The organism is Streptomyces sp. NBC_01012, from assembly GCF_045162755.1.
In the GTDB taxonomy this organism is placed as follows: domain Bacteria; phylum Actinomycetota; class Actinomycetes; order Streptomycetales; family Streptomycetaceae; genus Streptomyces.
Genome location: NZ_CP108688.1, coordinates 4,900,822 through 4,923,235, shown reverse-complemented (window position 1 = coordinate 4,923,235; position 22,414 = coordinate 4,900,822). Strand labels below are relative to the sequence as shown.

Annotated in this window: 20 protein-coding genes and 1 pseudogene; 12 read left to right on the top strand and 9 right to left on the bottom strand. The window is 70.4% G+C overall.

Annotated features, from left to right (window positions below; all coding sequences use genetic code 11):
- The first annotated feature begins 36 nt into the window (after positions 1 to 36).
- Positions 37 to 996 (top strand): non-homologous end-joining DNA ligase, encoded by a 960-nt coding sequence (ligD, locus tag OG623_RS22185; protein ID WP_406148678.1) that lies wholly within the window; start codon positions 37 to 39, stop codon positions 994 to 996.
- 88 nt (positions 997 to 1,084) lie between these two features.
- On the opposite strand, the gene OG623_RS22180 is transcribed toward ligD, so the two are convergent.
- Positions 1,085 to 2,083, bottom strand: coding sequence for a Ku protein (locus OG623_RS22180; protein WP_406148676.1), 999 nt, complete (start codon positions 2,081 to 2,083; stop codon positions 1,085 to 1,087).
- A gap of 144 nt (positions 2,084 to 2,227) precedes the next feature.
- Here OG623_RS22180 and OG623_RS22175 point away from each other — a divergent pair, with 144 nt between their 5' ends.
- The 4 genes and pseudogenes from OG623_RS22175 to OG623_RS22160 all read left to right on the top strand — a co-directional run bounded on the left by OG623_RS22175 (position 2,228) and on the right by OG623_RS22160 (position 4,673).
- A complete protein-coding gene (locus OG623_RS22175) occupies positions 2,228 to 2,404 on the top strand; it encodes an AzlD domain-containing protein (RefSeq protein ID WP_406148675.1) in 177 nt (58 codons plus the stop codon).
- A gap of 15 nt (positions 2,405 to 2,419) precedes the next feature.
- On the top strand, positions 2,420 to 3,202 hold the full coding sequence (locus tag OG623_RS22170; protein ID WP_406148674.1) for a thioesterase family protein: 783 nt from the start codon (positions 2,420 to 2,422) through the stop codon (positions 3,200 to 3,202).
- Positions 3,203 to 3,245: 43 nt separating this feature from the next.
- A pseudogene (locus tag OG623_RS22165) lies at positions 3,246 to 3,583 on the top strand (response regulator); the annotation flags it as partial.
- Between the two features lie 220 nt (positions 3,584 to 3,803).
- The gene (locus OG623_RS22160; protein ID WP_406148672.1) at positions 3,804 to 4,673 is read left to right on the top strand and encodes an excalibur calcium-binding domain-containing protein; all 870 of its coding nucleotides are present in this window, start codon (positions 3,804 to 3,806) and stop codon (positions 4,671 to 4,673) included.
- A gap of 11 nt (positions 4,674 to 4,684) precedes the next feature.
- Here OG623_RS22160 and OG623_RS22155 read toward each other — a convergent pair whose 3' ends face one another.
- The gene (locus tag OG623_RS22155) at positions 4,685 to 5,590 is read right to left on the bottom strand and encodes an alpha/beta fold hydrolase (RefSeq protein ID WP_406148670.1); all 906 of its coding nucleotides are present in this window, start codon (positions 5,588 to 5,590) and stop codon (positions 4,685 to 4,687) included.
- Positions 5,591 to 5,674: 84 nt separating this feature from the next.
- Here OG623_RS22155 and OG623_RS22150 point away from each other — a divergent pair, with 84 nt between their 5' ends.
- Entirely contained in the window at positions 5,675 to 6,139 is a 465-nt protein-coding gene (locus OG623_RS22150; protein ID WP_406148668.1) for a MarR family winged helix-turn-helix transcriptional regulator, read from the top strand.
- Positions 6,140 to 6,480: 341 nt separating this feature from the next.
- On the top strand, positions 6,481 to 6,813 hold the full coding sequence (locus tag OG623_RS22145) for a type II toxin-antitoxin system PemK/MazF family toxin (RefSeq protein ID WP_406148666.1): 333 nt from the start codon (positions 6,481 to 6,483) through the stop codon (positions 6,811 to 6,813).
- Between the two features lie 68 nt (positions 6,814 to 6,881).
- On the opposite strand, the gene OG623_RS22140 is transcribed toward OG623_RS22145, so the two are convergent.
- Both OG623_RS22140 and OG623_RS22135 read right to left on the bottom strand, forming a co-directional pair.
- The gene (locus OG623_RS22140; RefSeq protein ID WP_406148665.1) at positions 6,882 to 7,475 is read right to left on the bottom strand and encodes a TetR family transcriptional regulator; all 594 of its coding nucleotides are present in this window, start codon (positions 7,473 to 7,475) and stop codon (positions 6,882 to 6,884) included.
- Positions 7,472 to 8,950, bottom strand: coding sequence for an MFS transporter (locus OG623_RS22135; protein WP_406148664.1), 1,479 nt, complete (start codon positions 8,948 to 8,950; stop codon positions 7,472 to 7,474). Before OG623_RS22135 ends, OG623_RS22140 begins: the two co-directional genes overlap by 4 nt.
- A gap of 149 nt (positions 8,951 to 9,099) precedes the next feature.
- Here OG623_RS22135 and argG point away from each other — a divergent pair, with 149 nt between their 5' ends.
- Together argG and OG623_RS22125 are read left to right on the top strand one after the other, a co-directional pair.
- Positions 9,100 to 10,548 (top strand): argininosuccinate synthase, encoded by a 1,449-nt coding sequence (argG, locus tag OG623_RS22130; RefSeq protein WP_406148662.1) that lies wholly within the window; start codon positions 9,100 to 9,102, stop codon positions 10,546 to 10,548.
- 175 nt (positions 10,549 to 10,723) lie between these two features.
- Positions 10,724 to 11,029, top strand: a complete 306-nt coding sequence (locus OG623_RS22125; protein WP_406148661.1) for a hypothetical protein — start codon at positions 10,724 to 10,726, stop codon at positions 11,027 to 11,029.
- 122 nt (positions 11,030 to 11,151) lie between these two features.
- On the opposite strand, the gene OG623_RS22120 is transcribed toward OG623_RS22125, so the two are convergent.
- Positions 11,152 to 12,483 (bottom strand): DUF445 domain-containing protein, encoded by a 1,332-nt coding sequence (locus tag OG623_RS22120; protein WP_406148660.1) that lies wholly within the window; start codon positions 12,481 to 12,483, stop codon positions 11,152 to 11,154.
- A gap of 198 nt (positions 12,484 to 12,681) precedes the next feature.
- Between OG623_RS22120 and OG623_RS22115 the strand changes: the two genes are divergently transcribed.
- Positions 12,682 to 13,944, top strand: coding sequence for an SGNH/GDSL hydrolase family protein (locus OG623_RS22115; protein WP_406148659.1), 1,263 nt, complete (start codon positions 12,682 to 12,684; stop codon positions 13,942 to 13,944).
- Positions 13,945 to 13,963: 19 nt separating this feature from the next.
- Here OG623_RS22115 and OG623_RS22110 read toward each other — a convergent pair whose 3' ends face one another.
- The 4 genes from OG623_RS22110 to OG623_RS22095 are packed head-to-tail and all read right to left on the bottom strand — an operon-like array spanning position 13,964 to position 17,372.
- Entirely contained in the window at positions 13,964 to 14,677 is a 714-nt protein-coding gene (locus OG623_RS22110; protein ID WP_406148658.1) for a DUF1707 domain-containing protein, read from the bottom strand.
- Positions 14,678 to 14,722: 45 nt separating this feature from the next.
- Positions 14,723 to 15,691: an ATP-binding cassette domain-containing protein gene (locus OG623_RS22105; protein ID WP_406151955.1), complete on the bottom strand. Its 969-nt coding sequence runs from the start codon at positions 15,689 to 15,691 to the stop codon at positions 14,723 to 14,725.
- Positions 15,692 to 15,709: 18 nt separating this feature from the next.
- Positions 15,710 to 16,579 carry an ABC transporter permease gene (locus OG623_RS22100; RefSeq protein WP_406148656.1) on the bottom strand — a complete coding sequence of 290 codons (870 nt, stop codon included), beginning with the start codon at positions 16,577 to 16,579 and terminating at the stop codon, positions 15,710 to 15,712.
- Positions 16,572 to 17,372: an ABC transporter permease gene (locus OG623_RS22095; RefSeq protein ID WP_406148655.1), complete on the bottom strand. Its 801-nt coding sequence runs from the start codon at positions 17,370 to 17,372 to the stop codon at positions 16,572 to 16,574. The genes OG623_RS22100 and OG623_RS22095 overlap by 8 nt, the downstream gene beginning before the upstream one ends.
- 324 nt (positions 17,373 to 17,696) lie before the next feature.
- Here OG623_RS22095 and OG623_RS22090 point away from each other — a divergent pair, with 324 nt between their 5' ends.
- Together OG623_RS22090 and asnB are read left to right on the top strand one after the other, a co-directional pair.
- Positions 17,697 to 20,168: a transglycosylase domain-containing protein gene (locus OG623_RS22090; RefSeq protein ID WP_406148654.1), complete on the top strand. Its 2,472-nt coding sequence runs from the start codon at positions 17,697 to 17,699 to the stop codon at positions 20,166 to 20,168.
- Between the two features lie 368 nt (positions 20,169 to 20,536).
- On the top strand, positions 20,537 to 22,378 hold the full coding sequence (gene asnB / locus OG623_RS22085) for an asparagine synthase (glutamine-hydrolyzing) (protein ID WP_406148653.1): 1,842 nt from the start codon (positions 20,537 to 20,539) through the stop codon (positions 22,376 to 22,378).
- The last annotated feature ends 36 nt before the right edge of the window (positions 22,379 to 22,414 follow it).

Genomic DNA, 22,414 nt, shown 5'->3' with positions numbered 1-22,414 from the left:
CGCGCCGGGCGGCCCGACTGCTGAGAGGCTGCCGCCATGGCCTCTCTGCCCCGTTTCGCCCCCATGCTCGCCACCCCGGGCCATCTGCCGCCCGCCGCCACCGACGAGCAGTGGGCGTACGAGGTGAAGCAGGACGGCCAGCGCGCCATGGTCTATCTGCCGGGAGACGGCTCGCTCCGGCTGCTGGCCAGGTCCGGGGCCGACATCACCCCCGCGTATCCGGATCTGACCGCGCTCGGGCCCGCGCTCGGCGGCGTGCCGGCGGTACTGGACGGCGAGATCGTCGCGCTGGACGACCAGGGGCGCAGTGACTTCGAGCGGTTGCAGTCGCGGATGGGGCTCTCCGGTTCACCGGGGAAGGCCGCCCGCGCGGCGCAGCGGGTACCGGCCCACCTGGTGCTGTTCGACGCGGTGTTCCTGCGCGGCCGGAGCCTGGCGCCCCTGCCGTACACCGAGCGCCGCGCGGCGCTCAAGGAGCTCGGGCTGGACGGGCCGCGCTGGTCGACGCCCGCGGTGGTCGTGGGGCACGGCGACGAGGCCCTGACCATGACGCGCGAGGCGGGCCTGGAGGGCGTGATCGCGAAGCGGCTGAACTCGGTGTACGAGCCCGGGGTCCGCGCCCGTACGTGGATCAAGATCCGCCATGCCCGCACGGTGGACGTCGTCGTCGGCGGCTGGGTGCCCGGACGCGGCCGGCTGGGCGGCCTGCCGGGTGCGCTGCTGGTCGGCGAGCGGCATCCGGGTGGACTGCGCTACGCGGGCAGCGTCGGTACGGGCTGGAGCGACGCCGAGCGGACCAGGCTCGCCGATCTGCTCCGCGTCGCCGCGATCGACACCTGCCCCTTCGACGAGACGCCACCGGTCGCCGGGGCCCACTGGGTGCTGCCCCGGCTGGTCGGAGAGGTGCGGTACTCGACGCGTACGAAGGCGGGGCGGCTGCGGCAGCCTGCCTGGCACCGGCTGCGACCGGACCTGGCACCGGACGACCTCGACTGACGGAGACGCCCGCCGCCCCAACCGTCGTCCCACCCGGCGCACGCGGCGCGGGGGCACGGCTGGTGCACGCGGCCCGGGGGGGCACCGCTCAGGAGGCGGCCCGCTTCTTCGACGCCGCCGCAGTCTTCTTCGAGGCCGTCTTCTTCGCGGTCGTCCTCTTCGCGGTCGCCGTCTTCGCGGTCGTCTTCTTCGCGGCGGTCTTCCTCCCCGCCGTCCCCTTCGCGCCCTGGTCCGTCGCCGGGGCGGTCTTCTTCCGGGCCCGGGGCTTGCCGCCCGGTGTCATCTCGTGCACGGTCGCGTCCTCGCCCCGCGTCTCCTTGGCCGCCTTCACCGAGGCGTTCAGAGCGGCCATCAGGTCCATGACCTTGCCCGGTTCCTCCTCCTCTTCGCCCGCCGCCGCCGGAGGCGCCTTGCCCTCGGACTTGGCAGCGAGCAGCTCCTCCAGGGCCTCCCGGTAGCGGTCACGGAAGCCGGAGATGCCGTCCAGGGCCATGCTGTCGGTGAGCTGCACGGCGCGGTCGATCTCGTCCTCGTCCAGCTCCGTCTCCCGGGGCGCCAGGGACTCCGGGCTGCGGATCTCGTCCGGCCAGCGCATCGAGTGCAGCACGATCGCGTCCTCCCGCACCCGCAGCAGCCCCAGACGCTCCCGGTTGTGCCAGGCGAACTTCGCCACGGCGACCTTGTCGCTGCGCTCCAGCGCCTTACGCAGCAGGGCGTACGGCTTCGCCGCGACCTGGCCGTCGACCGCCAGGTAGTAGCTGTCGCTGATCCGCACGGGGTCGATGCTGTCGGCATCGACGAACGCGACGATCTCGATGGCCTTCGCCGTCGGCAGCGGCATCCGGTCGAGCTCCTCGTCGGTGATGGGCACGGTCCGGTCCTTGGCGACCTCGTACCCCTTGCCGATCTCGTCCTGCGAGAGGACCTTGCCGTCGAGCTCGCACACCTTGCGGGTGCGGATCCGGCCCATGTCCTCCTGGTGGTACTGGTGGAAGGAGATCGAGTGGTTCTCCGTCGCGGAGACCACCTTGATGGGGATCGTGACCAGCCCGAAGCTGATCGCTCCTGTCCACAGGGGGCGCGGCATCCGGTACCTCCAGCATCCCCCGGGCGGCTTGGGCCGGGAGGCGGACCGGAGCGCCCGGAAGGGAGAACCTGGCCCGAGAGGGCCTTGGCGCAGCCGGACCACCGCCCGTAACCCGATCCTCGCCCCCCTGTCCCCGGACCGCATGTGGATCACCTGTCCGCCGTGGCCGCCCAGCTGATGACCGAAGCCCGCGCAGTGGCTCCCCTGGCCGCCTTGGCCGTCACCGTCGCTCTGCACCTGTGGCGCCGCAGCGCGGTGCTGAGCATTCTCGGCGGCACCGTAGCCCATGTGACCCTGGCCAGTACGATCTTCGCTCACTGAAGGAGAGGAATTCCGTTGAGCACCGGCAGCTACTTCGAACCCATCGACTCCCACCGCTACAAACCCACCCTGCACGCGAGCGGCGCCTGGGATCCCGACGAGCAGCACTTCAGTCCGCTGGGTGGCCTCATGGTGCACGCCATCGACCGCCACCTGGCCGGGCGGGCGGACAACGGTCTGCTGATGTCCCGGATCAGCTTCGACATTCTGGGACGCCTGGCCCTGGACGAGTGCGAGATACGGGTGGAGACGATCCGACCGGGCCGCACCATCGAACTGCTCGAAGCCGTAGCCCTCATCGCGGACCGCCCCGTGGTGCGGGCCCGCGCCTGGCTCCTGGCCGCCGGAGACACTACCGCCGTCACCGGCGGCGCCCCCGCACCGCTCACCGCTCCCGGCCCGCTGGAAACATGGGCGCTGAGCGAGGTGTGGCCGGGCGGATACATCGCCTCCCTCGACGTGCGGCCGATCGGTGCTCCACAGCCCGGACGGACGACCGCCTGGATCACCACCGGCCTGGACCTCGTCGCCGGTGAGACCTCCAGCCCGCTCGCCTCCTACGTGGCGCTGGTCGACACCGCGAACGGCATCGCCGTACGACGTTCGCCCACGGCTTGGATGTTCCCGAACGTCGACCTCACCATCCACCTCCACCGCCAGCCGGTGGGCCGCTGGACGGGCCTCGACACGACGGTCACCTTCGGCCCGGCCGGCCAGGGAACCACCGCAACCGTTCTCCACGACATCTCCGGCCCGGTCGGCTACGCCCAGCAGATCCTCACGGTGCGCCCGCTGTAGCCCCGGGACGGAGCGGCCCGCCGCACACCGCCGTGCTCGCGGGGATGCTTCCGGACGCCTTGAGGCCGTCGTCCAGGCCGCCGACGGACTCCAGGCCATCGAACTGGCCACAGCACACCAGATGGACGTAGCCCTCGTCGACGTCCGCATGCCCCGCATGCCCCGCATGCCCCGCATGGACGGCATCACCGCCACCAGACAACTCCGGCACCTGCCCCATCCACCGAAGATCATCACCCTCACCACGTTCGACCTCGACGAGTACGTCTACAACGCCTGCGGGCCGTCCACCTCGTGGCCGCGGGCTCGGCCATGCTCCACCCGGCCGCCGCCCGCCGCCTCCTCGACCGCTACCACGCCACCAACCGCGTCCAAGCAGCCCTCCTCGCCCGCGACGCCGGGCTCGGTCCGGTCTAGGCACCTTTGGACCTCGCTCAGTTGGCACAGATTTCCGATTACTTCACTCCTCCTCCACATTTCCGTCACAGTTTCGCCTCCCTTTCATGGAAAGCACCACCCCGCCGGCCCGGCGCTGCAAGCATCGCCTCTCTGCGACACAGCAGCACGAATGCGCCTTGGGGGGCACATGAACAGTTACGCGATGAACAGCCGGCTCAGATGGTCGGCGGGGGTCGCGGTCCTCGCACTGGCCCTGGTGGGGTGCGAAGGGGACAGCAGCGGCACGGTCGAAGATGCGAAGCCCGCAGCGGCCTCCGCATCGCCCTCCGCAGAGCCGGAACTCACGCTCGCCGACGACACGGCGCGCACGGAGGCGGGACAGGAGGTCACCGTCGAGGCACTGGCCAACGACCTCGTGACCCTGGGGGACGGCACGGACGCCGCGCTCCTGGACACGTACGAGCCCGACGAGTTCACCCTCACCGCCGAAAGCCCGACCCCGCACGGAACCGTCACGGTCAAGGGCACCACGCTCGTCTACACACCCACGGACGGATACGCGGGCAAGGACGAACTCACCTACAAGGTCGCGGTGAAGGGGAAGGAAAAAGCCAAGGACAAGGGGAAGGCCCCGGCGGACGGCAGCGCCGTCGTGCGGATCACCGTCTCCAAGCCCACTCCGTCCCCGACCCCCACCCCGAAGCCGACGCCGACGGTCGCGCCGACTCCCAAGGCGACCAAGCCGGCCGCGCCCTCCGTGTACTACGAGAACTGCGACGCCGCACGGGCCGCCGGCACGGCCCCCGTCCGGCGAGGTGACCCCGGTTACGCCGCCCACCTGGACCGGGACAACGACGGCATCGGCTGCGAGCCGTACGGGGGGTCGGGATCGAGCGGCGGATCCACCAGCGGGGGTTCGAGCGGCGGGAGTTCGAGCGGGGGCTCCGGCGGCGCCACCTCCTACGCGAACTGCACCGCCGTACGCGCCGCCGGAGCGGCGCCCATCCATCGCGGTGACCCCGGATACGGATCCCACCTCGACCGTGACGGCGACGGAGTGGGCTGCGAGTAGCTCCGCCGCCCTCAGCGGGCGTCGACCTTCCCGGTGAATTCCAGAAGCGCCGCCGCGAGCGCCTCGGGCGCCTCCTGTGCGATGAGGTGGCCGACCCCCTCGATGCGCACCGCCGTGATCTCGCCGGCGGCCACCTGGCGGAAGGTCGCCTCGGTCATCCCGCCGTGCCCGGCACGCTCGACCGTGAGCACGGGCACGGCGATCGGCCGCGACTCGGCCAGCGCCCTGGTCGCACGCCCGTCCGCACCCCCGTCGGAGAAGAGGCCCCCGTAAAGGCCCTCCGTACCCCGCCAGGCGTTCGGGCGCGCGTAGCTCCGGACGAACTCGTCGATGTCGCTCTCAGCGATGGATCCCTCCGTCCCGTTCATCAGCGGGAAGGCCCAGTCGGCCAGGAGTTCGCGCTCATGGCCGGGAAGGAGCATCCCGGGGATGCCCGGAGTGCCGAGGAATCCGACATGCCAGGAGCCATGGTTGTTCACATCGGCGAGGGCCTCGAACCCGTAGCCGGCCAAGGCCGTTTCGACCCCGGTGAAGCTGAGGACGTCATCGGGGCGCGTCGCCGCGAAGCGGAAGCCCGTGCCGCCGCTGATGTCCTGGACGAGGACGTGCACGGGACCCGCGCCGATGTGCTCGACGAGATGGTGCAGGTCCTCGGCCGTGACCGCCTCGCCGTACTCGGTGTCGGCGTTGCCCGAGTCGCCGAAGCCACGGAGGTCGAGGGCGAAGACCCGGTGGGTGCGCGCGAGCAGCGGAATCAGCTTGCGGAACGCCCACCAGGTCTCCGGCCAGCCGTGCACCAGCAGGATCGGAGAACCGTGGGTGCCGGCCGAGACGTAGTGCAGTCGCGTTCCGTTGATGTCGGCGAGGTGATGCGTGACGCCGGGAAGGGTCGCACCGGGGGGCGTGATCGTGGCCATGGGAAGCTCCCGAAATAGGCAACCTGGTTGCCAATCAAGGTAGGCAACCAGGTTGCCATTGTCAAAGGCTCCTATGCTGGCCGCATGTCCAGATCAGGCGCCGATCTCGCCCTGCTCCTGCTCGCAGGCTTCCGCACGCTGGCCGATCGCGCCGCCGCCGAGCTCGCCGAGCGCGGATACGAGGACGTACGGCCGGTGCACGACTTCGCCCTCCACTCGATCCTGTCCGGCGCCGACAGCGCCTCCGAACTCGCCCGCAGGATGTCGGTGACGAGACAAGCGGCCGCGAAGACGATCGCCACCCTGGAGGAGCGCGGTTATGTGGAGCGCAGGTCCGACCCGGCCGACGGCCGCCGGACGCGGCTCCATGTCACCGAGCGCGGACTCGCACTGCTGCGGGAGGGCGAAACGGTCTTCGACGAGCTGCGTGAGCAGTGGGAGAAGCAGGTGGGTGCGGCGTCGGTCTCAGCGCTTGAGGAGACGCTCAGGCGGCTTGTCGGGGACAGCGCCATCAGGATCGACTCGCCGGGCTGGATCGCGCGCGACTGAGGCGTGTCTCTTCGATTGATGCCGGAGAAGAAGGACCACAAGGCCGCCCGCCTACGCCGGGGTTCACGAGGAGGACGGCCCCTGGGCCCCGACAAGGAGCGGCACAAGGAGCGGCACAAAGATCGCAACACGGTGGGGCGGGCCATCGGAAAGCTGAAGCAGTTCAGAGCCGTGGCCACCGGTATGACAAGCGCGGATACGTCTACCTCGGCACCGTCACCGCCGCAGCACTCCTCATCTGGCTCCGCTCGTGATCGGCTGGAGCTTTTGGGGCCGACAATGGGCTATGCGAAACCGGGCGCACAGCAGTGTTCGCCCGCCGTTCTGTGTCAGGAGGACCTATGCAACGAGGCGAAGTCTGGTGGGCGGATTTCGGCGAGCGGCGGCTGGTCGTGCTGCTCTCGGGTAAAGCGGAATCCGAGGTCCGGGCGATGCAGGTCGTCGATCCTGCGGGCACCGAGCTCAGCGGCGTTGCCGCTGAGCTGGCAGTAGGCGCCTCCGAAGGACTACCTCTTGAAGGTGTCCTGCGAGTCGCACTCCCGCGTCCAGGCCTCATCCCCTGCACCTGGCTGGTCAGCCTCACCCGGGAAGACCTGATCGAGCGGGCGGGAGCCCTGTCGACCGCGAAGCTCGGTGAGCTCCAAGATCTCCTCCACCTCGGTGGACTTGAGTAGCCACCCGTGGGTCGCGATCACCCGCTACCACCGCGCGGCCACGTCCTGGGGTCCGGCCCGGGAGCGCGTCAGCCTTCCACGAGGCGCTGCAACGCCGGGGCGTACAGGTCGGCGAGCCGCTCGGCCGTCGCACGGGAGCCCGCACCCTCGCGGTGGAGGCTCAGGGTGGCACCCAGGCCGATGAGGTGACCCGCGATCAGCTCGGCGCGCAGGGCGCGTTCATGGCCGGGGATGCGTGTCGTCAGGCGCGCGGTGACCTGTTCCCGGAAGCGGTCACGGAGCAGGGAGCGTTCGTCGTGGTTGCCGAGGGAGAAGACGACCCTCAGGAACGGGTCGCCCCGCTGCTCCCTGCGCCGGCGTACGAGCGTCAGCACCATATGGCGGCCGAGCGCGTCGAGCGGGGCGTCGAAGAGCTCATCGGCGGCCGGCCCGAAGTCGGCGACCGTGTTGAAGAGCTGCTCCTTGCGGCCGAAGTGCTTCACCACGAGGGAGGCGCTGACGCCCGCGTCGGCCGCGATGCCCCGGATCGTCACCTCCGCGTACGGGCGCAGGGAGAACGCCCTGCGGGCGGCGAGCAGGATCGCGTCCTTGCCCGTGGCCGCCGCCTCCGCGGCGGTGGCGGCCGCTTCGGGGTCCGCGGCTGCGGTCACTCGGGCGGTCATGCGCCTCCCTGGATCGGCATCGCCCGCGTACGGCCGCTGCTCCGGTTTTTCCTCCCGACCGTACCCTCGGCGGCGCCGCCGCCCGGAAGGCACAGCGTCACCGCGAGAGCCAGCAGCGCGGCGCCCGCCGCTATCAGGAAGACCAGCTGGTAGGCCCCGAGCGTGGGCGCGGGGCGCCCGGCCGCCAGGAACGTCATGTTGGCGAGTACGGCGGCCACCGTGGCACTGCAAAAGGCCTGCCCGACGGAACGCATCAGCGTGTTCAGGCCGTTGGCGGCGCCCGTCTCGCTCACCGGGACACCTCTCATCACCAGCGCCGGCAGCGCGGAGTAGGCGATAGCGGTACCGGCCGCGACGACCGTGGCACCCGCGATGATCGTCCAGAGGGCGTGGCTGGTGAAGTACCGCACCACATAGCCGACGACGATGATCACGGCGGCCAGCGCCAGGCTGGTCTTCGGGCCGTGCTTGGCGGAGATCCGCGCGGAAACGGGCGAGAGCGCGACCATCGCCACACCGCTGGGCAGCAGACACAGTCCGCTGACGATGAGCGAGGCGCCGAGCCCGTAGCCCGTGGCCTTCGGCTCCTGCACCATCTGCCCGGTGACCAGGGAGTTGGCGTAGAACGCGAAGCCGATCAGCAGTGCGGCGACATTGGTCAGCAGCACGGCGGGACGCGCCGAGACCCGCAGGTCGACCATGGGGGTACGCACCCGGAGTTCGTACGCCCCCCAGACCAGCCCGATCACGACGGAGGCGACGAACAGACCCAGCGTGCGCGTCGACGTCCACCCCCAGCCGCCGCCCTGGGTGACGGCCAGCAGCAGACAGACCAGGGCCCCGGTCAGCCCGAGCGCGCCGAGCGCGTCGAACCGGCCGCGGGAGCGGAACGGGGACTCCGGCACACAACGGAACACCAGGACGATGTCGAGCAGGCCGATGACGGCGGAGACCCAGAACATCGCGTGCCACTCGAAGTTCTCGATGACCACCGCGGCGACGGGCAGCCCCACGGCGGCGCCGATGCCCAGCGTCGAGCTCATCAGGGCCACGGCCGACAGCACCCGCTCCGGCGGGAGCTCGTCGCGCAGGATGCTGATGCCCAGCGGTACGACGGCGATGGCCGCCCCCTGGAGGGCACGCCCGGCGATCAGTACGCCGATGTGGGAGCTGACCGCGCACAGCACGGACCCGACGACGAGGACGCCCAGCGAGGCGACGAGCACCCGGCGCTTGCCGTACATGTCGCCGACCCGGCCGAGCACCGGGGTGAACACCGCGCCGGTGAGCAGGGTCACGGTGACCAGCCAGCTCGCGGCTGCGGGTGTGGCGCCGGTGAGCTCCGGTATGTGCGGGAGCAGCGGGACCACGATCGTCTGCATGATCGCGACCACGACGCCGCAGAAGGCCAGGACGCCGACGGCGAAGCGAGGGTGGTCCGGGGCGGCGGCCGGCGCGGATGCGGATGCGGTCATCGGGTCTCCGTACGCAGAGGGGTGCACAAGCGTTCACCCCCCAGGGTAAACGCTTGTGCACCCCCTCGGTGGAGCGAGGCTCGAACCCGGCCCCACCAGGCACTCACACCCCATTTGCATATACATACAATCGAGTGCATACTCTTCCTATGTCTAAGGTTCTCACCTCCCTGCCCACCGGCGAGCGCGTCGGCATCGCTTTCTCGGGCGGCCTCGACACCTCCGTCGCGGTCGCGTGGATGCGCGACAAGGGTGCCGTCCCGTGCACCTACACCGCCGACATCGGCCAGTACGACGAGCCCGACATCGCGTCGGTGCCCGGCCGCGCGAAGGCCTACGGCGCCGAGATCGCGCGCCTGGTCGACTGCCGGGCGGCACTGGTCGAGGAGGGCCTGGCCGCGCTGGCCTGCGGTGCGTTCCACATCCGCTCGGGCGGCCGTGCCTACTTCAACACCACGCCGCTCGGCCGCGCCGTCACGGGCACCCTGCTGGTCCGGGCGATGCTCGAGGACAACGTCCAGATCTGGGGCGACGGCTCCACCTTCAAGGGCAACGACATCGAGCGGTTCTACCGCTACGGCCTTCTCGCCAACCCCCACCTGCGCATCTACAAGCCGTGGCTCGACGCCGACTTCGTCACCGAGCTGGGCGGCCGCAAGGAGATGTCGGAGTGGCTGGTCGCCCACGGCCTGCCCTACCGCGACAGCACCGAGAAGGCGTACTCCACCGACGCCAACATCTGGGGCGCCACCCACGAGGCGAAGACGCTGGAGCACCTCGACACGGGCGTGGAGACCGTCGACCCGATCATGGGCGTCCGGTTCTGGGACCCCTCGGTCGAGATCGACACCGAGGACGTCACCATCGGCTTCGACCAGGGCCGCCCGGTGACGATCAACGGCAAGACGTTCGCCACCCCGGTCGACCTGGTGATGGAGGCCAACGCGGTCGGCGGCCGGCACGGCCTCGGCATGTCGGACCAGATCGAGAACCGCATCATCGAGGCGAAGAGCCGCGGCATCTACGAGGCGCCGGGACTTGCCCTCCTGCACGCCGCCTACGAGCGCCTCGTCAACGCCATCCACAACGAGGACACCCTCGCGCACTACCACAACGAGGGCCGCCGCCTCGGCCGGCTGATGTACGAGGGCCGCTGGCTCGACCCGCAGGCGCTGATGGTCCGCGAGTCGCTCCAGCGCTGGGTCGGCTCGGCCGTCACCGGCGAGGTCACGCTGCGGCTGCGGCGCGGTGAGGACTACTCGATCCTGAACACCACGGGCCCCGCCTTCAGCTACCACCCGGACAAGCTGTCGATGGAGCGCACCGAGGACTCGGCGTTCGGCCCCGTGGACCGCATCGGCCAGCTCACCATGCGCAACCTCGACATCGCGGACTCGCGCGCCAGGCTCGAACAGTTCGCGGGCCTCGGTCTCGTGGGCACCAGCCAGCCCTCGCTGATCGGCGCCGCGCAGGCGGCGGCGACCGGCCTGATCGGTGCCATGCCCGAGGGCGGCGCCCAGGCCATCGCCTCGCGCGGCGAGGTCTCGGCCGACGACGAGCTGCTGGACCGCGCCGCGATGGAGTCCGGCACCGACTGACGGCACCGACTGACGGGGCCGGCTGACGGCACCCGCTGACGGCACCGGCCGGCCGGTCGGCCGACCAGCCCCCGGTCCCCGGCCGCCCGGCTGACGGGTCGGCCGGCGGGGGCGCCTATCCTCGGGTTCACGGCGGATACGCCGGCGGACACGCAGGAAAGCGAAGGTGGCGGCAATGGCGAAGATCCCGGCAGCGGCAGTGGCGGCGGGCGGACTCGTCGGCGGGTACTCGATCGCCCGCTGGACCAGGAAGCGCCCGCTGGGCGGCGTCGCGCTGGCCGCCGCCGGGTCGGTGGCGGCGTACGAGTGGAACCGGCAGGCCGGGGCCCGCGCGGCCACCGGACTGACCGTCGCCTATGTCGCGGCCTTCGCCGGCTCGCACCCGCTGGCCAAGAAGGTCGGCGCCTGGCCCGCGGTGTTCACCGTGGCGGGCGGCGTCGCCGCGGCGTCCTGGGCGGTCACCCGGATCAGCGCCCGCTGACGGCGCGTACAGAAAGTCCGGTCCCGGGGATTGAACACCGGCACCGCGCGGGTGCGTACTGAAGTGCAACTCCCCGCGTGACCCGGGGGCGTGCCCGTGGAGAAGGACGGGCACGCCTCCGGTCAGCCTCCCAGCGCGTGTGACACGGAGAAGATCGCCAGGCCCGCCAGCGCACCCACCACGGTGCCGTTGATCCGGATGAACTGAAGGTCACGGCCGATGTGCGCCTCGATCTTCTTCGACGTCTGGTCCGCATCCCAGCCGGCCACCGTGTCGCTGATCAGCGAGGTGATCTCCGTGCGGTACGTCGTGACGACATACGCAGCGGCATCCTCCAGCCAGCCCTCCAGCTTCGCCTGGAGCCGCTCGTCCGTGGACAGCCTGGCGCCCAGGGACATCAGCGAGGCCCTGGCCCGCATCCGCAGCTCGCTCCGCTCGTCCTCGGCCGCCGCGATGATCATCGCGCGGACCGAGGACCACGCCGAGGCGATGACGTCCTGGACCTCACCGCGGCCCAGGATCTCCGACTTCAGCCGCTCCACCCTGGCACGGGTGTCCGTGTCCGACTGGAGATCGGCTGCGAAGTCCGTCAGGAACGTGTCGATCGAACCGCGCGCCGGATGGTCCGGCATGTCCCGCATCTCCGTGATGAAGCGCAGCAGCTCCTTGTAGACCCGCTCCCCCACCCGCTTGTCGACGAACCGCGGCGTCCAGCCGGGTGCCCCGCCCTGCACCGCGTCCATCACGGAGTCACCGTGCAGGACGAGCCAGTCGTGCGCCCGTACGCAGACGAGGTCGACGACCCTGCGGTGCCCGCCGTCCGAGACGACCTTCTCCAGCATCTTGCCTATCGACGGACCCACTTCCGCCGCGTCGGCCCGCCGGGTGATGGCCTCCCCGACGACCGCCTGCACATCGGAGTCCCGCAGCACCCTCAGCGCACCGCGCAGTGCGGTGGCCAGCTCGGCGGTGACCCGGTCCGCGTGTTCCGGGTCCGCCAGCCACGTCCCGAGCCGCGAACCGACGCCCAGAGCGTGAATTCGGTCACGAACGACGTCCCCGGAGAGAAAATTCTCGCCCACGAAGGAACCGAGTGACGTCCCCAACTGATCCTTCTTGGTGGGGATGATGGCGGTGTGGGGAATGGGGAGACCGAGCGGGCGCCGGAAGAGCGCCGTGACGGCGAACCAGTCCGCCAGCGCACCGACCATCCCCGCCTCGGCAGCCGCTGCGACGTAGCCCGGCCAGCCGCCCACACCCGAGTTCTTCGCCCAGGTGGCGAGGACGTACACGAGCGCGACGAGCAGGAGCAGACCTGTGGCGGTGGTCTTCATACGGCGCACACCGCGCTGTTTCTCCTCATCGGCCGCGGTGTACGCGAACCCGCCGAGCCCCGGCCCGGTCCCGGGCTCCTGGGACCCTGAGGCCGTTGCCTGTCCCGTGTCCTGTTCCATCCGCTCCACCCGTCCCCGTACGCATCACTCCGTGCCGTACGCATTGTCCCTACCTCACCTACTCCCGGGCCGCACATCGAGTTCCCGAAGACCGACGGGCCCACGGGGGCCGGTCGGTCCAGTGGGTGCCTCATCATGAGAGCGACCCGAACACCACGACGCACACCGCGACGAACGCCGCAAGGAGACTCACCACCGATGCCCAGGCGCCAGGGGTATGCCCTGCTCATCGCCCTCGTAGCAGGCACCGCCGCGCTCTGCGCCGCCATCGCGTTCGGGACGTCCCTGATCGCCGGGCGGCAGCAGGCCCCGCTCGACGGGTCCAGGAACCACGCGGCGGCACGCAACCCCGCAGCGGCGGCCAACTCCACCGGCGCCTGGGTCGCCACCTGGACCGCCGCGCCCGTCAGCGCGGAACCGGATGCCGGGCAGGGCTACCCCGGCAGCACCGTCCGTAACATCGTGCACACCAGCGTCGGCGGTGACGCCGCCCGCATCACCCTGTCCAACCTCTTCGGCTCCGTACCGCTCGTCATCGACCGGGCCACCGTCAACACCCGCCCGGTCACCTTCGGCGGCCGGCCCACCGTCACCGTCGCCGCGGGGCTCCAGGTCGTCAGCGACCCGGTCGTGGTGCCCGTCGCCCCCGACGCCGACCTGGAGGTGTCCTTCCGCACCCCGGACGCCACCGGAGCCGTCACCCAGCACCCCGACACCCACCAGACGTCCTACCTGGCCGACGACCGGGGCACCTGGAGCACCACCCGGTGGCGCTACCTCACGGCCGTCGACGTACGCAACGAGGCCTCACCCGGCGCGATCGTCGTGATCGGCGACTCCCTCACGGCGGGCAGCGGCTCCACGACCGACGCCGACACCCGCTGGACGGACGTGCTCTCCGACCGGCTGCGGCACACCTACGGGATAGCCAACCAGGGCATAGCCGGCAACCGTCTGCTGCTCGACAGCCCCCTCACCGTGAAAGGGGTGAAGAACTTCGGCGGCCCGAGCGCCACCCACCGCTTCGAGCGCGACGCCCTGACCGTCGCCGGAGCGAAGACCCTGATCATCGCGCTCGGCATCAACGACGTGCAGCAGTACCCCCAGGAGCCGGACCCCGAGCGCATCACGGCCGGGCTCCGCGCCCTCACCGAGCGCGCGCACGCGAAGGGGCTGCGGGTCGTCGGAGCGACGCTGACGCCGTTCCAGGGGTATGCCACCTGGACGCCCGAACGCAACGACGTGCGGCTGGCGGTCAACAAGGAGATCCGCTCCGGCCGGGTCTTCGACGGATTCATCGACTTCGACCGTGCCGTACGCGACCCCTACGCGCCCAACCGGATCCTGCCCGAGTACGACTCGGGCGACCGGCTGCACTTCAACGACGCCGGCTACCGCGTGCTGGGCCGGACCATCGACCTCGGCGCGGTGGACGCCTCACCCAAGGCCGACGCCTTCTGACGGGCCGGGCGCGAGAAGCTCAGCCGAGCTCCTTGCGCCCGTCCCCCGTGTCCGGCTTCTGGAGCCGCAGCCGCTCCTCCTGCTGCTCCCGCAGCCGCCGCTTCTCCGCCTTGCTCCGCTTCCGCTCCACACCGACCCCGCCCATCAGCGCGAACCCGGTGACCTTCACCCGCGGGGAGCCCGGAGCCGGCTCCCGCTCGTCGTCCAGCTTGGAGTGCTCGCCGAAACCGCCCATGATGCCGAGACCGCTGACCTGGACATCGAGATCCGGCTCCACCGTCACCTGCATACCGCCCATGATCGTGAAGCAGCGGATCACGACCTCGCGCTCCGCGAAGTTGGCCTCGCGCAGATCGATCTCGCCACCGCCCCACATCGCGAACGCGGTGAACCTCGACGCCACCGTCCAGCGCCCCTTGCGGCTGAAGCCGCCCCAGAAGGCGAACGCACCCGACGAGGTGGCCTCGCCCCCGATCCGCGCCGGCCAGTTCGCGGACGCCCCCTTCCGCGGGGCCACCGCACCGGTCACCGGCCGGGCGACCTCACCGGGCGCCGGAAGATCCCGTACCAGCGGCACCAACTCCCCGTGGGTGCGCGCCTTGTACGTCGCGTCGAGCCGCTGCTCGAACTCGTCCATCTCCAACCGGCCCTCGGCCACGGCCTCCCGCAGGGTCTCGGCGACCCGCTCACGTTCCGCGTCGGAGGCACGCATGTCCGGGTTTTCACTTGTCATACCGGCACCCTATAGAGCAACAGCAGGACCGGCCCAGGGCCTCGCCTAGACAGCGGAATCCGACGCGTACATCTTCGCGATCACGGACTCGATGTCCGGCTCCCGCACCGAGAGATCCACCAAGGGGTAGTCCGCCGCCACCCGCGCCACCAGCGGCGCTGCCGACGTCGCCGCAGGGAACGCCAGCCACTGCCGGGGCCCCTCCACCTTCACCACCCGCACCGAGGGCTCCGAGCCCAGTTCGATCGGCGGCAGCTCACGCTCCAGGTCCACGACGAGCGTGCGTTCGCTCTCCCCCACCTCGTGCAGACCCGAGAGATCACCGTCGTACACCAGCCGGCCGTGGTCGATCACCATCACCCGTTTGCACAGCTGCTCGATGTCGGTCAGATCGTGCGTGGTGAGCAGCACCGTCGTGGACCGCTCGGCGTTCAGGTCCCGCAGGAACTCCCGCACCTTGGCCTTGGAGATCACATCGAGCCCGATCGTCGGCTCGTCCAGATACAGCACCTCGGGATCGTGCAGCAGCGCCGCCGCGATGTCGCCCCTCATCCGCTGCCCCAGCGACAGCTGACGCACCGGCACGTCCAACAGCGCACCCAGGTCCAGGAGTTCGACACAGCGGTCCAGATTCTCCCGGTAGCGGCTGTCGGGGATCCGGTACATCCGGTGCATCAGCCGGTACGAGTCCCGCAACGGCAGGTCCCACCACAGCGTCGTCCGCTGCCCGAACACCACACCGATCCGGTGCGCCAGCTTCGTACGCTCCCGGGAAGGATCGATCCCCGCGACCCGCAGCCGGCCACCGCTCGGCGTGAGAATGCCCGTCAGCATCTTGATCGTCGTCGACTTGCCCGCCCCGTTCGGGCCGATGTAGCCGACCATCTCCCCGCGCGGCACCCGGAAGCTGATGCCGTCCACCGCGCGCACCTCCCGCCGCTCACGGCGCAGCAGGCCCGTCCTCCGGCGCACGTCGAAGACCTTCTCGACGCCGTCGAGCTCGATGAAGTCCATCCCGTCCACGCCCACTCCTCAGTTTCCCGTACTGCGGTAAGCCCGCAGCCCCGTCCGCCACGCCAGCCCCGCGAGCACCCAGCAGCCCGCGGCCACCACCGGCGGCAGGAACGCCACCCAGCGGGGCAGATCGACCGGATAGTCCCGGTCCAGCAGATACAGAGCCGGCAGCCAGCTCACGAACGCCAGCGGCACCACGAACGTCACCCCGCGCACCAGGTCCTTCGCGAAGATCCCCGGCGGGTACTGCAACAGCGTCGTCCCCCCGTAGGTGAACGCGCTCTGCACCTCCGACGCGTCCTGGGCGTAGAACTGGAACGCCGCGCCCACCACGAACACCGCCCCGAAGATGGCTGCCCCGCTCAGCACCATCATCGGCAGCATCAGCACCTTGACCGGAGTCCACGCGATGTCCACCGTCATCAGCGCGTAGCCGAGGATCAGCACGCCCTGCGTGATCCGCCCGAGCCTGCGGAGCGCGAACCGGTCCGCCGCCACCTGTGCCAGCACCGGGACGGGCCGCACCAGCAGCGTGTCCAGCGTCCCGTCGCGCACCCGCCGTCCCAGCCGGTCCATCGAACCCAGCACCAGATCGGTCAGCCCGAACGCGACCGTCGACGTCCCGTACAGCAACGCGACCTCCGGCAGGGTGAACCCGCCGAGCACATCGACGTGCGAGAACATCAGCATGATCGTGACGAAGTCGAACCCCGTCGCCACGAAGTTCCCGACAGCCGTCATCACGAACGACGCGCGGTACGCCATCGTCGAGCGCAGCCACATCGCCACGATCAGCCCGTACGCCCGCACCCCCTCGACCAGCCGCGACCGCTCGGCGAACACGATCTCCTGCGGCTCCCGCGTCCGCTCGGTCCGCACCTCAGCCACCCTGGACCACCACCCTCCTGGTCGCCACGGACTGGAGCAGCCGGCCCGCAAGGAGCAGCACCACCGCCCAGCCACCCTGGAACGCGTACGCCTGAAGCAGCTCCCAGCCTGCGTACTTGCCGAGGAACACATCGGCGGGCACCTGGAGCAGCGACGACCACGGCAGGGCCCGCGCCACCTGCCCCAGCAGCCCGGGGAAGAGCGTCAGCGGCAGCAGCATCCCGGAGAAGAACAGCCCGGCCAGCCAGGCGATCTGCATCGCCCCCGCCCCGTCCAGCAGCCAGAACGCCGAGAGCGCGACCAGGAAGCGCACCGCGAAGCTCACCACGACCCCGAGCGCCACCGACACCAGGAACGCCAGCCAGCGCCCGGGTGAACCCGGCATCGTCAGATCGAAGGCGAGGCCCCCCAGCACCATCGGCACGATCCCGCGCCCCAGCAGATGGAACGCGGCCCGGCCGAGGTCCCCCGCCAGCCACCACAGCTGGAGATCCACGGGCCGGTACAGGTCGACCGCGATGTCACCCGTACGGATGCGCTCCATCAGCTCGTCCTCGAAGCCGCCGCCCATCATCGCGCAGGTCATCAGCAGGGCCTGACCCAGCCACACATAGGTCAGCGCCTGCGACATGTCGTAGCCACCGAGCTGCGGACGCTCGTCCCACAGGGCTATGTAGGTGTAGGCCAGGATGAAGCCGAAGACGGTATTGGTGAACACCCCCGCGAGCGTCGCCATCCGGTAGGTGGCATACCGCCGGAAGCCACCGGCCGCCACCACGGCATAGAGCCGCACCTCGCCCCCCTTCCAGGGCGTGTCATCAAACTGCCGCCTGCCGCGCGGCGTCTGGCACGCACGCTCGCGGCGTTGCCGGAATGCCCTGGTAGCTCCGCTACAAGACCATTCCGGCGCCTTGCGATCGCACGCACCAGACGCCGCGCGGCCGCCCTCCGGGCGACAACGGCAGTTTGACGACACGCCCTGATTCCGCCAAAGCGCACGACTCTAATCGACCGCGTTCCGCCGCCGCGACTCCATTTCCGTGGAGGGATCCGAGGGTTATCCGCCCGAAAAGTGCACTATAGGAAAATCATCCGCAGTCGAGGAGCCTCCACAGCCATGAGCGACGAGACACCGCAGCCCGACGGAGCCCCTGGTCAGCCCGGCTCCGAGCGCTGGGCCCCCCGAGACGCCTCGGCCGCGGCCCCCGCCGCCGAATCCGGTCACCCGGACGGCGCAGAGAACGCCAAGGGGCGGAAAAAACGCCCCAAGCGGCCCAAGCGCACCGGCTGGCGCCGGGCCATCCCCACCTGGCGCATGACCCTCGGCGGCGTGCTCCTCTTCGCCCTGCTCATCGTCGGCGGCTTCATCGCCGGCTACCAGATCGTCGACATCCCCGCGGCCAACGCCACCGCGACCGCCCAGTCCAACGTCTATCTGTACGAGGACGGGACCGTCATCGCCCGCGACGGCGAGATCAACCGCGAGAACATCCCCCTCAAGCGCATCCCCCGCACCATCCAGCACGCCGTGCTCGCCGCCGAGGACCGGGACTTCTACTCCGAGGACGCCATCGACATCAAGGCGACCCTCCGCGCCGGCTGGAACACCGTCACCGGCAAGGGACGGCAGGGCGGCTCCACCATCACCCAGCAGTACGTCAAGAACTACTACCTCGGCCAGGAACAGACCGTCGTCCGCAAGGCCAAGGAATTCTTCATCTCCATCAAGCTCGACCGCGAGCAGAGCAAGGACGAGATCCTCGAGGGCTACCTCAACACCAGCTACTTCGGCCGCAACGCCTACGGCATCCAGGCCGCCTCGCACGCCTACTACGACAAGGACGTCGACGACCTGGACGCCGGCGAAGGCGCCTACCTCGCCTCCCTGCTCAACGCCCCCAGCTCCTACGACGTCGTCGCCCACCCCGAGAACAAGAAGGCCGTACTCGCCCGCTGGAACTACGTGCTCGACGGCATGGTCGCCCACCACTGGCTCAGCGACGCCGACCGCAAAACCATGACCTTCCCCGTCCCCGGCAAGGCCAAGCCCGCCACCGCACTCTCAGGACAGCGCGGTTACATCGTCCAGGCCGTCGACTCCTACCTCGCCGCCAACAAGATCCTGGACGAGGACACCCTCTCCACCGGCGGCTACCGCATCACCACCACACTCCAGAAGAAGAAGCAGGACGCGCTCGTCAAGGCCGTCAAGGACAACGTCCTGTCCAGGACCAGCGACGACCGCGACGCCGACCGCAACGTCCGCGCCGGCGGCGCCTCCGTCGACCCCGCCACGGGCCATGTCGTCGCCCTCTACGGCGGCATCGACTACACGAAGCAGTACGTCAACAACGCCACCCGCCGCGACTACCAGGTCGGATCCACCTTCAAGCCGTTCGTGCTCGCCGCCGCCCTGGCCAACGGGTCCACCACCCAGAAGGACCGGGCGATCACCCCCAACACCCGCTACGACGGCACCAACAAGCGCACCGTCCAGAGCTCCACGGGCTCCACCGGTTACGCCCCCGCCAACGAGGACGACGTCGACTACAAGTCCATCACCGTCCGCGAAGCCACCGACAAGTCCGTCAACGCCGTCTACGCACAGATGGCCCAGGATGTCGGCCCCCAGGAGGTCAAGGACACCGCGGTCGCGCTCGGCATCCCCCAGGACACCCCGGACCTCACCGCCTCCCCCTCCATCGCGCTCGGCCCCGCCACCGCCAGCGTCGTCGACATGGCATCGGCCTACGCCACCCTCGCCGACCACGGCAGACAGCGCCCCCACAGCCTCGTATCCAAGATCAGCAAGAACGGCGAGGACCTCGACCTCCCCACCAGGAACACCCACCGGGCCATCAGCCGCGAGGCCGCCGACACCACCACCTCCGTCCTGCGCAGCGTCGTGGACGGCGGCACCGGCACCGCGGCGAAGGCCGCCGGCCGCCCCGCCGCGGGCAAGACGGGCACCGCGGAGGAGGACCAGGCCGCCTGGTTCGCCGGCTACACCCCCGACCTCGCCACCGTCATCGCCGTCATGGGCCAGGACCCGAAGACCGGCATGCACAAGCCCCTGTACGGCGCGCTCGGCCTGGCCCGTATGAACGGCGGCGGCGCACCCGCCGAGACCTGGGCCGCCTACACCAGGGCCGCGCTCCAGGGCAGCAAGGTGCAGGACTTCGACCTGGAGGCCGACGAAGGCCCCGAGGAGCCCGACCCGGAGGGGAGTGACGAGCCCGAGGACACCGAGAGGGCCGGAGGCACCAAGTCGCCGAGGGACGGTGGGGCCAGCACGAAGCCCGGCACCGGCGATTCCAGCAGGAAGCCGCACGACAACCGCTCCGGCACACCGGAAGCCCCCTCCGACGCCTCGCCCGCCGCGGGAGCACCCCGCACCGCCACCCCCGCCACCGCGTCCCCGGGCGCCCCGGCCGCCGGCGAAACCGCGGACGGCCGCCCGCTCGGACGGCGCGACACGGAGAGCACGGGCGGCACGGGCTCCACGGACAGGGCGGGCGGCACGGACGGCACGGACCTCAGGGACGGCACCGACAGCCAGAGCCCCCCTCCCAGCCCCGCACGCCCCTGAAACCGGGCCGGGACCGACGGTTCGCCGCCCGATCGCATACGGCCCGGCCGGATTGGTCAAAGCTTTGCCCGTGGCTGGATCCTTGCCCGTCCCCGCGCCTCCCCGAAGCGCACTCCCGGGTGGGAGCGGGCCCCGCGTGGGCATGACTTCGCAAAGGACCGCACCGTGTGCGTCCGAAAATCGCGGGCCGTTCTCCCTCCGCGTGTTACCGCCTGGTTGACCCGGTCAGCGCCATGTCACAGGCTCATGACATAGGTGCTGGATACAACTGGTTCTGTCCCGGCCCGCCTGCCCGCCCTGCCCCGGCACTCACGCCGGGAGCGACGGTCCGGGGGCCGGACGGCGACCGGAAGCAGGAGGAATACCGGATGTGCGGCATCACCGGATGGATCTCCTTCGACCGTGACCTGCGGGCCTCGGCCGAGACACTCGACGCGATGACAGAAACGATGTCCTGCCGCGGCCCGGACGACCGCGGGACCTGGATCGACGGACCCGCCGGACTCGGCCACCGCAGGCTGGCCATCATCGACCTGCCGGGCGGACACCAGCCCATGACCGCCGACACCCCGCAGGGTGCCGTGGCCATGGTCTACTCCGGCGAGACGTACAACTACACCGAACTCCGGCAGGAACTCGCACGACGAGGCCACCGGTTCCGCACCGACTCCGACACGGAGGTCGTGCTGCGCGGCTACGTGGAATGGGGCGAGGCCGTCGCCGAACGCCTCAACGGCATGTACGCCTTCGCCATCTGGGACGCCCGTCACGACAAGCTCGTGATGATCCGCGACCGCATGGGCATCAAGCCCTTCTACTACTACGAGACACCCGACGGAGTCGTCTTCGGGTCCGAACCCAAGGCCATACTCGCCAACCCCCTCGCCCAGCCCCGCGTCACCCTCGACAGCCTCCGCGAGATGTTCACTTTCGTGAAGACTCCCGGCCATGCGGTGTGGGACGGCATGCACGAGGTCGAACCAGGCACCGTCGTCACCGTGGACCGCGGCGGCCTGCGCCGCCACGTCTACTGGCAGTTGGAGACCCGGCCGCACACGGACGACCGCGAAACCAGCATCGCCACCGTCCGCTCACTCCTCGACGACATCGTGCGCCGCCAGCTCGTCTCGGACGTACCCCGCTGCACCCTGCTCTCCGGAGGACTCGACTCCTCCGCGATGACCGCACTGGCCGCCCGTCAGCTCGGCGAGACCGGCGAAACCGTCCGCAGCTTCGCCGTCGACTTCGTCGGGCAGGCCGAGAACTTCGTCGCCGACGAGCTCCGCGGCACCCCGGACACACCCTTCGTCCATGACGTGGCACGCACAGCCGGCACGGACCACCGCGACATCGTCCTCGACTCGAACTCCCTCGCCGACCCCGAAGTGCGCTCCAAGGTGATCCGCGCCCGCGACATCCCCGTGGGATTCGGCGACATGGACGCCTCGCTCTACCTGCTCTTCAAGTCGATCCGCGAACACTCCACGGTCGCCCTGTCCGGCGAGTCCGCCGACGAGGTCTTCGGCGGCTACCTGCAGTTCTTCGACGAGGAGGCCCGCAAGTCCCAGACCTTCCCCTGGCTGGCCCAGGTCAACCGGCACTTCGGCGAGGACGCCGACGTGCTCCGCCCGGAACTCACCACCGGCCTCGACCTCACCTCGTACGTCGCGGACAGCTACCACGACGCGGTCTCCGGCATCCGACGACTCGACGGCGAGAGCGACTTCGAGTACACGATGCGCAAGATCAGCCACCAGCACCTGACCCGCTTCGTACGCGTACTGCTGGACCGCAAGGACCGGGCGAGCATGGCCGTCGGCCTCGAAGTACGGGTGCCGTTCTGCGACCACCGCCTCGTCGAGTACGTCTACAACACACCCTGGGCGCTGAAGTCCTTCGACGGCCGCGAGAAGAGCCTGCTGCGCGAGGCCACCGCCGACGTCCTGCCACGCTCGGTGTACGACAGGGTCAAGAGCCCCTACCCCTCCACCCAGGACCCCAAGTACGCCCTGGCGCTCCAGGACCACGCCAAGGACCTGCTGTCCCGCCCCTCGCACCGGGTCTTCGAGATCGTGGACCCGGCGCGCGTCCGACAGGCCGCGAACCGGGACACCCCACAGATCACCCAGGCGTCCCGACGCGGCCTGGAACGCACCCTGGACCTCGCCCTCTGGCTCGACATGTACTCACCCGAGCTGGTCCTGTCCTGACCCGGACAGGACAGGAGCGCGGCCGCCGGTGCCCCT